The organism is Mycobacterium parmense (assembly GCF_010730575.1).
Lineage (GTDB): Bacteria > Actinomycetota > Actinomycetes > Mycobacteriales > Mycobacteriaceae > Mycobacterium > Mycobacterium parmense.
The window spans coordinates 5,143,054-5,158,072 of record NZ_AP022614.1 but is presented as its reverse complement, the minus strand read 5'-3'; the positions used below and the strand labels follow the sequence as shown (position 1 = coordinate 5,158,072).

The window sequence follows — 15,019 nt, the reverse complement described above, 5'->3', positions numbered from 1 at the left end:
GAGTAGGGAAATGGCGTTCGAATACAGCGATATGCTGCAAACGATTAAAGACCGACAGTGGGCGCTTGCCGACATCGATTGGGAAGCCCCAGGCGCGGAGTTGATTACCGACGAGCAACGGCCCCACCTCAAACAATTCATGTCAGATGTGGTGTGGATCGAGCATGTCGGAGCGCGTGCTTTCGAGGCGATGGCGCCTAAGGCGCCGTTCGAGGCGTTAAGAGAGATCTACCACTACTTCCACGCCGAGGAGCAGCGGCACGCTAATGCCGAACTTGCCCTCATGCATCGCTGGGGAATGCTCGAGCCAGGAGAGACACCTGTGCCGAATAAGAATATTCGGCTGGGGATCGAGTGGATCGACCACTATAGCGATGCGCTCCCGTTGACGGTGATGAGCTCTGCGATCCCGGCGTTGGAATGCGCCCTCGACGGCGCGTTGCTGAAGTTCCTTCTAGACGAGGTGGCAGACCCGTTGTGCGGCGAGGTCTTCAGTAAGGTCAATAGTGACGAATCTCGCCATCTTGCAGTGGGTTTCCAAGTTCTCAATGACCTCGGCGCCAGCCCGGTGCGGGTGCACGTGATCGAGACGGTGGGGTCCATTATTGATCCGAGAATTCTCCTCGGCTCCCTAATGTATATACCGCTGCTCACCAGGATGATGGCTAACCTCACTGCGTGGGGCCTCTCGGAGGAGAAGCTATACAACGCGGTCACACGCTACTCGAATATCGGCGATCGAAGCGAGTTCACCCGCCGAATTCCCGCTTATCACATCCTTCGGACGCACATGTCTGCGACTATCAACCGCGCTCAACCTTTCCATTTCTTTTCCCAGGGGCTAGGTACCCTTGTCGACCATTTCCCCGTCCAGGTGTTCGGCAAACTGCCCTCCTGGGCTGGGGACATGACATACGAACCGGTTTCCAAGTGACCGATCAATCGACCGTTCTGATCGTCGGTGCCGGCTGGGGGTCAGCGAACCGTTTGCCGGCTCTTCCGGAAATGGAGTGCAGGTAAACGCTGCGGCGACTTGTTGATTGGGTCGTGTCGGTGAGCTAATACGGGCGGCGGGCAGAGGATGCAGGTTCCTACACCTTTGTCGTCTGCCTTCTGGGGAGTCCTGTGTCCGAGCCTACGTCTTGTTCTGCTGCTGTTGTTGCCGACACGATCGTGCGCACGGTCGAACTTGGGGTGACGATCACCGATGCTGCTGTCGACGGCGAGGCCACGGTGGTGTTTTGCAACTTGCTCGATGATGGCCAGCGGCATTGTCCGGGCTGCCGTCGAGACGTCAACCGTGACACTGTGATCCGCAACGTGACTGATGTGCCGGTGGTCGGGCATCCACTTCGCCTGCGGGTGCCGCGCTACCGCTGTGTCGACACCGCCTGTGAGCGGGAAGTGTTCGCCCACAACACCTCTGCGCTAGCGCGGCCAGGATGGTCGACCACCCGCAGATGCGCCCGCTACATCTGTCACCGGCTGATGATCGACCACGCCACCGTCGCCGCGGTCGCCCGCGAGCTCGGCCTGTCCTGGGACACTGTCAACACCATCGCCATGGACGCCACCCAGCTGATCGTGGCCAACGACACCGGCCGACTCGACGGCGTGCGGGTCATCGGGGTTGATGAGCATCGCTGGTCACATGTGCGTCGACCCGACTCAGAGGGCTACGTCACCGTCATCATCGACCTGACTCCCGTGCTCGATGGCACCGGCCGTGCGCGGCTGCTCGACCTGGTCCCCGGACGTTCGGCAGCCGCCTTGAGCAGCTGGCTGTCTGAGCAGAGCTAAGCGTTTCGCGAACAGGTGCAGGTCGTGGCGATGGACGGGTTCGGCGGCTACAAGACCGCGGCGACAGATCAGCTGCCTGAGGCCACCGCGGTCATGGACCCCTTCCATGTCGTCGCGCTGGCCGGCGCCAAGCTCGACCTGTGCCGCCAGCGCATCCAACAACAGACATGCGGGCACCGCGGCCGCACGGGTGACCCGCTTACCTTGTGCGGGGCACGTTGCGCACCCGCTATCCGCTGCTCAATGCGCACCAAAAAGCCCGACTGGAAGCCGTTTTCACCGATGAGGCCCACCTCGCGGTCCAACTGTGCTGGAGCTTCTACCAACGCCTGATCGCCGCCTACGCCCACCCCGACCGCCGCCGCGGCAAAACCATGATGACCACGATCATCAACACCCTGCGCCATGGCGTCCCCGACGAGCTCGAGGAACTGGCCCAACTCGGCCGCACTCTATGGCGCCGCCGCAACGACATCCTGGCCTTCTTCGACCACCACGCCTCAACGGCCCCACCGAAGCGATCAACGGCCGACTGGAAGCACTGCGCCGCAACGCGCTGGGATTCAGAAACCTAACCCACTACCGATGACGCTCACTGCTGCACAGCGGAGCCCTGCACTCACTCGTCAACGCACTCTGAATTACGAAGAGCCGCTTTGGCGTGAAGAAGGACTGCGCGTACCGCAGCGGTGACGACGCAACCGCCGCGGCAGTTCCACCGCGCCGACCACGGTCGCCGATGCGGCCAACCGGGTGTGGGCGGTCGACTTCCAGTTCGATGTCACCACCGATGGGCGGCCGCTTCACCGAGGTTGAGGTCCTAACATCTCCTTCCAACCGTCGTCTCCTATTTTGGCCGAATCTTCGATGGTGTATTTGACGCCATCGGGCCCTAGGAACTCGCCGCTTTGCGGACTATAGATAGCTGCAGCACCGCTAGGAATGTAAATGCACGGGTTCGGCTGCTGACCGTTGCACTGGACGCTCCCAGAACCTGGCCGTTGCAGTGGATCGCTTCGTGGAGGAGGCGTCCCCGTCACCCGGTCGGAAGGAAGCGGATTGATGCCGGTATCGACCGACGGAGCCGGTATGACCAAGCCGGGTTTCACCGGCTGATCACAGCGCGCCGCAGGTGCGGGGCAGCTTAGAATCTGGTTCGGATCCCCGTACCAAGGATTGGTCCCCAGCGGGACATACGGCTCTTTGCTGCGGCATTCGCGCGGCGTGGCCGCGCGCTTGCCGGGAACATCGACACAGGGATAATTACGCGCGCCGCGGACCGCGTTTTGTGCCTCCATCGGAATCTTGCAGTATCGCGTGGTCAAAAGCCCGGGAGTCTCGTCCACAAAGGATCGCCATTGCGATGCCGGCAAGAACCCCGTCAGGCAAGCAGGGGTCATATTTATTGGCGTTTGGAACGAAAGAGAAAACGTATGTGGGTAAGCAGCGGTCACTGTCTCACCGAATGCGGGAATTTGCGGAAGTATGACCAGCAATTGCTCTACATTCTTGTTGTACCGCTTGAGCAGATCGGCCACAATCGCAACATTTGCTAGGGTCTGCGGCAAAGTTTCGCGAACGTCGCCGAGCACGGCTTTAATCTGATCGGCGGTCGGCGCAACCTGGCCCAGGATGCTCTTGAGCTGTTTGTCCTTTTCCGCGGCCTGCGCGTCGAGAGTATTTAAGTTGTGCGCCCACCGCTCGATGGGATCACGCGAGTTGGCCTGGCTGTCGATGATCGGTGCTGCGTTTTGGACGATATCGTTGACGTCGCTAAGGTTTGTTTTGAAATCCCCAACGATCGATTGGGTCGAGTCGACTAGCCGCTGCAGGGCTGGGCCCAGGCCGCCGACCGCTTGAGCTGTCTCATCGAGTAGTCCGGCGATCTTGTCTTTGGGCAGGACGTCCAATGTATGGTTAACGGTATCCAGGGTCGGGCCAATTCGTTTAGGCACCGTGCTGTTAGTGATGGTCTGGCCGGGCGAGAAATACTTGGCCGGATTCTGCGCGGATACTAGGTCTATGTATTGTTCGCCGACCGCCGACACCGAATGCACGTTCGCCGAGGAGTCAATTGGGATTTTGTACTGGTCGCTGATACGCAATGTGGCCCGAACTCCTTGTTCGGTCGGCTCTACCCGAGTTACCTTTCCCACGGTGATTCCGCGGTAGGTGACGTTTGCAGTGGGATAAAGCCCTCCCGACGTGGGTAAATCCACCTCCAAACTGTACTGGCCCATCCCAACGACGCTCGGCAACCTCAGATAATGCCACCCAAGAACGCTCATGGCGAGCATCGTGACGATAGTGAACACGGTTAGCTGAAGGCGAAGGCGTCGAGTCAACATGCTGCCTACTCCTCGTCACGCTCGGGGGGTTCGTCGGCGGGGTTGGGTGCGAACCTGACATCGGGAAGCATGGTGTTCGGATCGCGGCCCCACGATTGCTCAAGCGCTCGCAGTGCGCCGGAGAACCCGGTTCCGGTGAGGAGCGCATTATCGATTGCACTCAAGGTGAGGTCCAAGGTTATCGAAACATTCATTGAGTCGCCGTGTACCACCTTCGGGATGGCGTCGGCGCTGAACGGGAGGGTCAAGGCAATCTTTAGCGTCTCGACCAGATCCATCGAAGCCCGGCTGAGTTGTTTCAGGGGACGCTGCAGTTGGCGCACGTCTTTATCCAAGTCGGGACGCGCCGCCGTCAAGGTCTGATTGAGGACGTCGCTAAACCGGCCCAACGCATTGGTCGCATCGAGGAACGGCTGTCGTTGTTCAGCGAAATGCTTTGCCAATGGGGGAAACTCGGTGAGAACGTGGTCCAGGGTGTCTGATTGCTTGGCTACATAAGTCAACAGCCGGTCTGTGGAGTCGATAGCGCGAGTGATGTCATCACGTTGCTCGTTTAGTCGGGCGGTGAAGGTGTCGAGCTTCTTGAGGAAATCATGTATCTGATCGGCCCGCCCAGTCAGCATGTTACGGACTTCACTTGCGATCACTTCGACGTTAGGGATGCCGCCACCGCGCAGCACCGCGGCAAAACTGGCCAGGACCCGCTCGGTGGTGGGATAGGCGGACGCATTCTGCAGCGGGATGATGTCGCCGTTCTTCAATAGTTGCGGTGATGGGTTGGCTGGCGACGCCAGCTCCACATGCTGTGAGCCGAGCAGGCTGGTCTGCCCGATCTTCGCGGTGGCGTTCTTCGGTAGCTTGACGCCCTTTTCTAGATCCAAGGTCAACGTCGCGATCCAGTTTTTCAGGCCGATTGCGCGTACCCTGCCGACAAAAACGTCGGCGACGCGTACCCGACTATTGGCATTCAAAGCCAGCGTTTCCGGCATCTGCACATAAATCGTATAAGAGCCGGATTCGCTTCCCGGGCCACCAGGCAGTGGCACATTAGCGATACCTCGCCAGCTAGCACACGAGGTAAGTACTGTAGCGGCCGCAAATAGCGCCACGAACCGTGACATTCCCGCCCGCATGCTCACTGGCCGGATCCTGTCGCGACTGATGCTGCGTCAGCGGCGGGTGGCGGGCCCGGCGGCGGTGGACCCATATTGGAATAGGCGTTGGGCGGCCCCGGCGGCGTCTGAAACCTTGATGGCGGCGGTGTCGTGTCCGGGCCTCCCATCAGCTCAGCGAGCGAGTCCGGTGTCAGCAAGCTTTCGGTAGCCGGTCCCACTGTGAGGCCTTGCTCACCGGGCGCTACGACCCAGCCGGGCTCGTGGTTACCATGTGACAACGGCGAGTCCGGCGCCCAAATCCCGGGGACCGTGGTGTCCTTGAACCCCGGCGGAGGCTGTAACCGAGGCTCGGAATATGCGATATGTTTGGGCAGTACAGCAGGAGTTTGGTACAGGTTGATGCCAGCCGGGGGTCCATTGAACTTGATCGCATCCAAAACCGGCGTCAAGTATTGTGCGCACAGTTCGGCAGACTCTTGGTATCCCATACGGCTGCCGGCCTGCATCGCGCTGCAGATGAACTGCAATGGGTTGGCAAAGTTTGGCAGGGCTATTGCACCTGTCAGCGCGCCGTGCGCCGGCTCATAGATTGCGAGGGCGTTGGCGGCAAAATGGGGGAAGACATGCAGCGCCGTTTCAAGCGCATTCAGCGGCTCGGGTTGAACCAGCGCGGTGGTCACATCGGCGAGGGTGTTGATGTCGTGGGTTAGCCCATCACGATTGTCCGCTAGAAGCTTTCGCAATGCGGGAAGCATATCGTCTACCTGTTGCAGTGCCTTCGCAAGCCCGGGATCTGAGCTGGTAAGTGAACTGGTAAATACGGCGAGGTCCTTATTCAAAGCGACGAAATTCCGATCATCTTTATATAGCGCGTTGACGAATAAGGCCATGCTGCGCAGCACGGCAAAGAAATCGGCACGCCCGTCATTTAGCGCGGTCAACGCTTGCGAAAGCCCGGTCAAAGTACTGTTGATCTCTTTGCCTTTGCCGGCCAAGCCGTCCGCGAAAGATTCGATGACTTCGCCGAAAGGCCCCTTGGGCTGCTCGGGCGTAGGTCCCAGCTTCGAGATAATGTCCGTGATACCATTGCGCAACTGATCCCATTCCACCGGCACCTGTGTTCGTTCGATGGGGATCACCGCATGATTTCCTAGCGATGGGCCGCCTTCATAGGGCGGTTCCAGCTGAATGACGCGCGAGGCGACCAGCGCGGGATTGAGGATCACCGCAGAGGCGTCAGCGGGCACTTTGTATTTTTTCTCGTAGTGGAAAGTCACCTTCATCTTGTCACCCGACGGCTCGACCTTGTCGATCGCGCCCACTCGCACACCCATTATCTGGACCTTGTCCCCGACATAAAGCGCGTTTGCCTCCGGGAAATACGCAACCACCGTGTTATTGGTCATTTTTTCGTAGAAATCCCGAGCAGCCAGCGTCGTAATAGACGCCAGCAGTATCACCAAGGACCCAACGATGATTGCAGTTCGCGAAAACTTCGGGAGTTGAATTTTGCGTATATCGAAAACAGTACTCAATTCTGGCTGCCTCCCGTCGCAGCGCCGCTGCCTCCTGTTCCGCCCGGGGTGATGAATGGGCCCGGCAGCTGCGGGCCCGGGCCCGGCGGGAATGGTGGTCCCGGGGGGAGTCCTGGCGCGAAGGTCGACGGCGGTGATGTCGGGCCGGCCGGCGCCAGGTTCTCGGTACGCGCGCCTGGTGGAGCTTTTACGGGAAGCCGCACCGGAGTGCCTGGCACATTCGGCGGGGGCTCGTCAGGTCGTCCGGCAATCGGGATACCGGGTGTTGGTGGCAGCCCATTAGGGTCGGGAGGTGACGTTTGGACGTCAAACGGCGCGATCGTCGACGGGCCACCGAAAGGGCCGGCGCCCAAACCCATGCAGGGAAGCGGGTTCCATGGCCGCGGCAAACCGTCCTCTGCGGGGGTGTAAGCGCACGACGCGCCTGGCGGAACCGCCGGTCCTGGATGGTCCGGGGTGCCCTCCCTTACCGGCGGAGCTGGCGGTGGCGCGCCATTGGGAAACCGGGTGCCGTTAGGATCGGGGAACTGGTAGGCGGGCAAACCAGCGCTGCGCCAGAATTGTTCAGGGTCGATCCCACGTTTCTTGAACGCCGCGTCGACCCAAGGCTGAGTCATCCAAAAAGGTGCAAGATTCAGCAGAGCCACCTTAAAGTAGGGACCCGACGCTACCGACTCCGCCAAAGCCGACGCATAATAGCTTACGTTAGGCGCCCACTCGACGAGATCTTTTTTGTGTTTGAGTAGCAGATCGCTAATCGTCCTCAATTGCTCGACAACGTTATGCAGATTCGGGTTGTCATCGATCAAACCCTTCAACTGGGCGGAAACGGCGGCGATATTGCCCAGCAAGCCGTCGATGGCACTCTTGCGCTCGTTGAACGCCGCCAGAACGATCTGCGTGTTAACCAAAATCCGATCGATTTGCTTGCTGCGATCACCGAGTATGCTTGCCACCTTCCTAGCGTCAGCAAGCAGCCGTTGGATTTGCTCGTCGCGTTTCCCTAGCGTGTCAGAGAACTTGGCCACACCATCCAGTGCTGCACTCAGATGCGGGTAAGTCTGCTCAACTGTCTGCGACAGCACATTCAGGGAGCGTTTGACTGTATTGATGTCCCAGCCGGTAGCCGCCTTCGTGACGTCGAAGAACGCGTCGTAGATCTGGTACGGGCTGGTGGTTTGCCCAAGCGGGAGTGTCGCATTTGGTTGGAGCACGCGGGAGCCTTGGGGATCGATCTCGAGCACTTTCTTCCCCAGGATGGTATCGGTACGGATCGCAAGACGGCTTTTAGATCCGATTGTATTGGAGCCGATGGAAAACTTCATGACTACATGGTTGCCATTGATCGTAAATCCCTGCACTTCGCCGACATTTACCCCAGCGATGCGAACTTTATCGCCCTTGTTCAGCCCGCCTGTGTCTTTGAACTCTCCGTAATAGGTTGCCTGGGCAAACAACATCGGAATGCTGGTGAAGCTTTGCCCTACTCCGGTCACCACCGCTGCAACGATGATTCCCATCGCCCCCATCCGATACGGATTGATTGCTTGAAGGGTTCTCACTTCGGAGTGCACCTCCCCGTCGGCTGACTCCAAAGCTTCACGGTACGGACGGGCCCGCCAGGCTGCAGGCCATCAACCTTCAGCGTGACGTCGCACGCGTAGAAATTGAAGAAGTCGCCATAAAGCCCCCCGATACCCGCGACACGCTTCGCAGATTGTGGGGCGTCCCGTAACACCCCGTCGACGTAGTCGAGCCGGTCAATTAGCGGTTGGAGGGTATTCTGCACATAGCCAACGGCCTTCTGCAGCAGTGGCCGATTGTCTGACAACAGATCCGCCAGCGTGCCGGCCACATTACCGATGTGCGCGACATTGGCCGCGAGCGGATCGGCTTGATTGCTCAACCCGGTGATCAACTTATCGACGTTGTCGATCGTTTGGTCGAATTCCTTGCGATGCTTGACCGTGGTCTCTAGCACGACGTTAAGGTTTGAGATGACTTCACCGATTGCCTGGTCACGTCCAGCGATCTGCGCGGTTAGTTGCGCCGTCTGGTCCAAGATATCGTTGATCGTGCCACCTTGGCCCTGAAACACAGTGACGATCGCGGTCGCAATCGTATTGACTTTGTCGGGATCGAGCGCGCGAAACACCGGCTTGAAACCACCGATCAGTGCATCTAAATCCAGGGCTGGCTCCGTACGTGACAGCGGGATAAACCCACCCGGCGGCAACACCCGATCCATCCCTTCACCGTCGCCGCGCTTAAGTTCTACGTAGCGCTGCCCAAGTAGGTCGGCATAGCGAATGGACGCGGTCGTCGACTGATAAAGCGGCACCGAACGGTCTACTTCGAAGTCCACACGCACCCGATGACCGCCCTCCGTGATCCGTACGCTGCTTACTTTGCCGATCTCCACCCCGGAGGCACGGACAAACTGGCCGGCGCGCAAGCCGCTCGCAGTACTGAATTCGGCCGTGTAGCTGGAGGTCTTGTTAAAGCGCAACTGGGCGAACACCACGACAATGATGACCGTCACGGCAATTAAAGTTAATACGGCAGTACTAAACTTCACTGCCGTAGCGGTGATTTTTTTCATGGGTTGATCGTGTTCTCCCCCCACTGGCGGCCCCACACGTATTCATTGGCCTGCGGTTGCGGGATTCCAAAGTGGGTGTATGGCGCGATGCTGGAACCGCTATCCGTTACCAAGTACGGAGCAGGCCACAGATCGCGGGTAATGGTCTTCCAGCATCCCGGTTTCCCGCCCGGTCCGCCGTGAGCATTCACTCGCGGCAAGTTGTCAGGATAGACGTACGCATTTGTTCCTCCCAAGATCGTGCCTGTTAACCTTACCGAGTAACCGTTGCCGCTCTCCCCATCCGTCACTTTCGGTAGCACATTAGCGCCATGGTGAAAAAGGCAGTAAAGCTCCGGACTGTAGGTGTCAAGCAGTTGAGTCACCGGCACCAGGTCGCTGACCGCATGCTGCAGGTCCGATCTGCTCTGGTCAATGATGTCGGCACCGGTGTTTCCAACCCCCACCGCGGCCAAGAGTGCGGCGTCCAGATCCTTCTTTTGCTGGTTGAAGGTACGCGCCGTGGTGACTGCGTTATCGAGGGCGCTCCAAAGATCCGGCGAGGCATCCCCGTAGATATCGGCTAAATCCGCCAACCGTTGAATATCATGGCGGATTTGAGGCATCTGCGGGTTGATGTCATCGAGTATGGTGTTTCCATTGATGATCGAAGCCCCGAATTTATCGCCTTGCCCATTTAACGCTGCAGCCACCGCCGAAAGCGTTAAGTTCACCTTGACCGGATCCACCTTCTCTGAAATCTGCATGACCGTCTCGAACAACGTGTTAAACTCCGTTGTTTCCGACCTCACCACAATTATGTCAGCCGGTGTAACCTTCCGGGCCACAGGTTGTTTGGGCGAACTCAACGACACGTACTTGTTGCCAAACACCGTGGTGGCTGTAATTTCGGCATTTACGTTTAGCGCGATCAGCCCGGCGTATTTTGGCGCAATTTCCAGCAGCAGCTTGGCCGCCGGCTTTCCGTCACGCTCCACCTCGCTGATGCTGCCCACCCGGCCGATCTCCACCCCGTTGTAAGTGACTTTCGCCCCCCGATCCAAGACCAAACCCGACCGGCTAGCCAATGCTGTTAAGGTTATCTTGGGTGTGAAGCCACCCCGGAACTGGACCCAGACGACGATCAGCACGACCGCGGTGATGAGCCACAAAGCCAGCCCCGCTAACTTTCGGACCGAAATAAGTCGCCGTAGCCGCTTGCTTGTGGTTGCCATAATAATTTACACCGTGAGATTGAAGTTGGGGTTGACGCCGTAAATCGCTAACGAAGCCATTAGCACGACCATTACGATGGCGATTAGCGATGCGCGCATCGATCTCCCGACTGCCACGCCGACTCCAACCGGACCGCCGCTGGCGTTGTATCCGTAGTAGCAGTGGTTCAACATCACGACTGCCGAAATGGCGACCGTCTCCGCAAGAGAGTACCAGAAGTCGTTAACCCTCAGGAAAGTGTTGAAGTAATGGTCATACGTTCCGATTGATTGCGCATAGAACAAAGTTGTCACCAGCTGGGCGGAAAAGAACGAGAGGAGGACCGCGACCGAATATAGTGGGATAGTGACGATGAAGGCGCCAATAACTCGGGTAGATACCAAATACGAAACTGATTTGATTCCCATCACCTCAAGCGCATCAATCTCCTCGCTGATCCGCATGGCGCCCAATTGCGCTGTAGCACCGGCCCCGACGGTCGCGGCTAAAGCAGTGCCAGTTACGATTGGCGCCACCACACGCACATTCGCTAGCGCGGCGAAGAAACCGGTGAACGCCTCAACGCCGATATTGCCTAGCGAGGCGAACCCTTGAATCGCAATCAGCGAACCGGCCGATAGCGTCACAAAGCCGATGATCGCCACCGTGCCGCCGACGGCGGCCATTGCGCCAGTGCCCATGCCGATCTCGGCGATCAGGCGCAAGACTTCCTTTCGGTAATTCTTTAGGGTAAACCCGAGATAACGGAGCACTTCGCCGACGAACAGCGCGACATCACCAGAGGCGTCGAGCGCACGGCCAGGAGCGCCGACCCATCCGGCGCCTAGCTTCCAAGCGCGTGGGAAACGTGATTGCACGACCGTCGGGGAAGCCAATCTCAACGCCCCGTTCCGAACCGCACACCAATGGTAGTCAGCACCACGTTGACCGCAAATAATGCGACCACCGCAAGAACCAACGTTTCGTTGACTGCTGTGCCCACCCCTTTGGCTCCCCCGCCGGCTGTCAACCCGCGGTAGCAACCCACCAGCCCGGCAATAAGCCCGAATAAGGTGGCCTTCACAATCGAGATCAGCACCTCGGGCAATCCAGTAATCAAGGTTAGGGTCGAAACGTATGCGCCGGCCGAAACATTCTGGATATACACACCGAACAAGAACCCGCCGACCAGCCCGATACTGATCACCGCGCCATTGAGCAGCAGGGCTACAATGGTCGATGCAACCACCCTGGGAACTACCAGTCGATGAATCGGGTCGATGCCCAACACCTCCATCGCATCGATCTCCTCGCGAATAGTCCTAGCGCCCAAATCCGCACAAATCGCAGTAGAACCTGCGCCAGCGACCACGAGCACCGTCACAAGGGGGCCCAGTTGAGTGACGGCGCCGAGCGCAGCCCCAGCGCCGGAGACGTCGGCGGCCCCAAATTCGGCCAATAAGATATTCAGCGTAAAGATGATTAGCACGGTGAGCGGAATTGCGACCATAACGGTTGGCAGGAACGACACACCGAGTAGAAACCAACCCTGTAGGATGAATTCGCGCCATTGGAACGGACGTGCAAGCGCCTTGCCGGTTAGCACACACATCTGAGTGAAGCTGGCCACCTGCCCTAGCGGTTTCCGCAGTTGTTCACGAAGGTATACCGACAAACCGTTGGATGCCGTCACCGATGCCCCTCGACAACAGCACCACGTGCGTCGCGCTGCAGCAGCCGATCAACGTACAGCGCGACCGCCGAAACCGTGACCAGCAGACCATACTGGGTGGTAGCGCTCAACCCATCGCTCGCGCCAGAGATGTCCGTTGTGCCGACGTTGCACAACAACACGTTGAGCGTGAAGATGCTTAGCGCCGCCAGGGACGAAGAAGCTGCGATGGTTGGCAGGGTCGACATCTGCATCAAAAACCGCAACTTGGACGATGAACTCAAACCATTGGAACGGCCTCTCAGCACGGCCTTTTGCCGAATTGAAATGGCATCTGCGAAAACACGCCGCCAGCTCCCAACGCTGGAAAAGGTCTGATCCCGGACGTCTTCGACGAGAATGACTCTGGCCGTGATCACCGGGTCATCCATAGGTCGCGAACCCACGGTGAAGTGTTCTGCGGCTGCTGTCACCGCCAGCGGAATCCGGGCCGGCAGCACCTCCTCGATGCGTTTCACCCAATCAACAAACTTTTCGGAATCCCACCACGCAATCGGATACCCCATGTCAACGAGCTTGTCATTGAGCGCCCGATGCTGCTGGCCATGCACCGATTCCTGACCGATAAACCCGGCCACCCGCTTCTTCAACCCAGGATCGGTGACCTCATCGGCAAACCGGCGCACCGACCGAATGAACAACTCCTCCCCCGGCGGGAACGACCCCGACAAGTTCGCCAGAAAGTGGCTGAAGATGATGTCGTCATCCACGATAATAGTTGCTGCCCTCCCCCCACCGAGAAACATATCCGCCGAGTCCTCGGATACCGAGACCCCACTCGGTGCACTCATAGTGGTCACGACCCCCTATATATCTAGCCTGTGCCCCCGTCGACCACGAAGGTTACCTTTTCCCCGAACTTCTAGTTTCGGATACTGACAGTACAGGGTGTCGGGCGTTACAGTACTGCGAAGCGACAGGGTGCGCAACGCTAGCCCCGCGACGTGCTGACCGCGGGGGGGCGGTCAAGGTGCAGGCCCCGCGGGTCAATGACAAACGTATTGATCCCGATACCGTTGAGCGGCAGCGGTTCTCGTCGACGATCGTGCCGGCGTAAGCGCGTAAGTCGCCGCAGATGGCCGAGGTGTTGCCGTTGCTGTACCTGCATGGGCGTCCAGCGGGGATTTCAGGCCGGAGCCCTGGAGCAGTTCCTGGGTCGGGGGCCGGGTTGTCGGCAGCCACGATTACCCGGCTGACCGCCCAGTGGCAAGACGAAGTCGCCGCGTTCGGCGGCAGGGATCTGTCCGCCACCTGAATCGCCCCGGTGAGTCCGGAGACTTTCTGATGTGAGATTTCAGCCAGCGGCTGGTCTCTGGCGTGGAGTGCAATAGGCGGCTTCGAGTTCAACTGGTGGGGATATCGCCGCAGTATTCGTAGAGGCGACGGTGGTTGAACCAGTCGATCCGCCGTGCGGTGGCCAGCTCGACGTCCTTGATGGAGCGCCAGGGCTTGCCGGGCTTGATCAGCTCGGTCTTGTACAGGCCGTTGACCGTCTCGGCTAGTGCATTGATGCTCCTATATCCGTCAAGCGGCTGGTTTTTCGGCTTGTGGAGTGGTGCGCAGTGGATGCACGAGGCCCATATCTCACGGGCAAGGAAGCGTTTTAAGCACCGGATGATTTCGGCCTTGGACTTGCCTTCGGCGGTGCGTCTTGCGAGGTACGCCTGGGTGGGTTGATGGTGTTGCATGCCCACGATGACGGTGCGGTAGATCGCCGCATTAGCCTGGCGGTGGCCATCCCAGTTGAGCAGGTGGCGAACGGTTTTGCCGGTGGAGGCTGGGATCGGGCACACGCCGCACAGCTTGGTCCACGCGGCTTCAATACGGATCCGGTCGGGGTTGTCGCCGGCGACGATGAGCATCTCGGCGGCGGTGTCGGCGCCGATGCCGAATGCTGCGGTCAACTCTGGCGCGATCTCGGTGACCAATTGGGCGAGTAGTTTCTCGTGTTCAGTGATCTCCTCGTTGAGATGCTGCCAGCGGCGGGCGATCGAGCGCAGGGTGTGCTTGGTTGCGGCTTCGACCGTGCTGATGCCAGCTGGCCTCAGGCCGGCGTAGCGGCGGATTAGGGCCATCTTGGACAAGGGCTGCAGTTGTTCACGCAGCTCGTCTGGGGCGTTAACGATGACCGTCTTCAGCGAGATCATCGCTGCCGAACGGGCTTTGACCGCAATATTTTTGGCGATTTTGATCTGTCGGATCATATCCACGGTGTCATCGGCGGTCTTCGGGGTGGCGGTGGCATGGCTACCAAGCACGGCACGGGCGGCGTTTTCGGCGTCCAGGAAGTCGGACTTGCCGCGCAGCCGCCGGTCGCGCCGGTCGGTGCGCATTACCTCCACGACACCGATGTCGCTGCGACGCACGGCTGCGGTCAGGCCGGCTCCGTAGGAGCCGGTGCCTTCGATGGCGAAGGTCAGGATGTGGCCCGGGTGGCTAGCCCATTCGATCAGCTCGGCATAGCCGGCGCGGTCGGCTTGGAACGTTCCGGTGTCAAGCACCGCGCCGAAGTCGTCGAACGCGGCGGCGACATGAACGAACTTGTGGGTATCAACACCGATCACGACTCGACCGCGGCGAGGTGTGGTTGCCATGCTTGTCATTGCGACCTTCAGCGGGTTGTTGAGGCTGGCCGGTCGGGTGACGGGACTGCGATGGGACCTGGTGTGGTCAGGCTTCTATGAGGTCACTGC

Annotated in this window: 9 protein-coding genes and 6 pseudogenes; 4 read left to right on the top strand and 11 right to left on the bottom strand. The window is 59.3% G+C overall.

Annotated elements, in window-relative coordinates; all coding sequences use genetic code 11:
* Positions 1 to 10: 10 nt before the first annotated feature.
* From G6N48_RS23805 to G6N48_RS23795, 3 genes and pseudogenes are all read left to right on the top strand, one after another.
* A complete protein-coding gene (locus G6N48_RS23805; protein WP_007172267.1) occupies positions 11 to 934 on the top strand; it encodes a ferritin family protein in 924 nt (307 codons plus the stop codon).
* Positions 935 to 1,170: 236 nt separating this feature from the next.
* A pseudogene (locus tag G6N48_RS23800) lies at positions 1,171 to 2,389 on the top strand (ISL3 family transposase).
* A gap of 65 nt (positions 2,390 to 2,454) precedes the next feature.
* Positions 2,455 to 2,604 (top strand): annotated as a pseudogene (locus G6N48_RS23795) (IS3 family transposase); the annotation flags it as partial.
* Here the strand turns inward: G6N48_RS23795 and G6N48_RS23790 are convergent.
* The 9 genes and pseudogenes from G6N48_RS23790 to G6N48_RS29015 form a co-directional block, all read right to left on the bottom strand.
* The gene (locus G6N48_RS23790) at positions 2,604 to 4,148 is read right to left on the bottom strand and encodes an MCE family protein (RefSeq protein WP_007172264.1); all 1,545 of its coding nucleotides are present in this window, start codon (positions 4,146 to 4,148) and stop codon (positions 2,604 to 2,606) included. The pseudogene G6N48_RS23795 and the gene G6N48_RS23790 sit on opposite strands and share 1 nt — an antisense overlap.
* A gap of 5 nt (positions 4,149 to 4,153) precedes the next feature.
* Complete coding sequence (locus tag G6N48_RS23785; RefSeq protein WP_033721559.1) at positions 4,154 to 5,281, bottom strand: virulence factor Mce family protein; 1,128 nt, start codon at positions 5,279 to 5,281, stop codon at positions 4,154 to 4,156.
* Positions 5,282 to 5,283: 2 nt separating this feature from the next.
* Complete coding sequence (locus G6N48_RS23780) at positions 5,284 to 6,798, bottom strand: virulence factor Mce family protein (protein ID WP_007172262.1); 1,515 nt, start codon at positions 6,796 to 6,798, stop codon at positions 5,284 to 5,286.
* Entirely contained in the window at positions 6,795 to 8,360 is a 1,566-nt protein-coding gene (locus G6N48_RS23775; protein WP_007172261.1) for a virulence factor Mce family protein, read from the bottom strand. The genes G6N48_RS23780 and G6N48_RS23775 overlap by 4 nt, the downstream gene beginning before the upstream one ends.
* Positions 8,357 to 9,400 (bottom strand): MCE family protein, encoded by a 1,044-nt coding sequence (locus G6N48_RS23770; protein ID WP_007172260.1) that lies wholly within the window; start codon positions 9,398 to 9,400, stop codon positions 8,357 to 8,359. The genes G6N48_RS23775 and G6N48_RS23770 overlap by 4 nt, the downstream gene beginning before the upstream one ends.
* Positions 9,397 to 10,614, bottom strand: a complete 1,218-nt coding sequence (locus tag G6N48_RS23765; RefSeq protein WP_007172259.1) for an MCE family protein — start codon at positions 10,612 to 10,614, stop codon at positions 9,397 to 9,399. Before G6N48_RS23765 ends, G6N48_RS23770 begins: the two co-directional genes overlap by 4 nt.
* A 6-nt stretch (positions 10,615 to 10,620) precedes the next feature.
* Positions 10,621 to 11,382, bottom strand: coding sequence for an ABC transporter permease (locus tag G6N48_RS23760; RefSeq protein WP_371869965.1), 762 nt, complete (start codon positions 11,380 to 11,382; stop codon positions 10,621 to 10,623).
* 110 nt (positions 11,383 to 11,492) lie between these two features.
* Positions 11,493 to 12,206 carry an MlaE family ABC transporter permease gene (locus G6N48_RS23755; protein WP_085981747.1) on the bottom strand — a complete coding sequence of 238 codons (714 nt, stop codon included), beginning with the start codon at positions 12,204 to 12,206 and terminating at the stop codon, positions 11,493 to 11,495.
* 506 nt (positions 12,207 to 12,712) lie between these two features.
* A pseudogene (locus tag G6N48_RS29015) lies at positions 12,713 to 13,074 on the bottom strand (metal-dependent hydrolase); the annotation flags it as partial.
* Between the two features lie 190 nt (positions 13,075 to 13,264).
* On the opposite strand from G6N48_RS29015, the pseudogene G6N48_RS23745 reads away from it, so the two are divergent.
* A pseudogene (locus G6N48_RS23745) lies at positions 13,265 to 13,578 on the top strand (IS256 family transposase); the annotation flags it as partial.
* A 42-nt stretch (positions 13,579 to 13,620) separates the two neighbouring features.
* On the opposite strand, the pseudogene G6N48_RS23740 reads toward G6N48_RS23745, so the two are convergent.
* Positions 13,621 to 13,834: pseudogene (locus G6N48_RS23740) on the bottom strand (integrase core domain-containing protein); the annotation flags it as partial.
* Between the two features lie 210 nt (positions 13,835 to 14,044).
* Positions 14,045 to 14,920 (bottom strand): annotated as a pseudogene (locus tag G6N48_RS28410) (IS110 family transposase); the annotation flags it as partial.
* Positions 14,921 to 15,019: the final 99 nt, after the last annotated feature.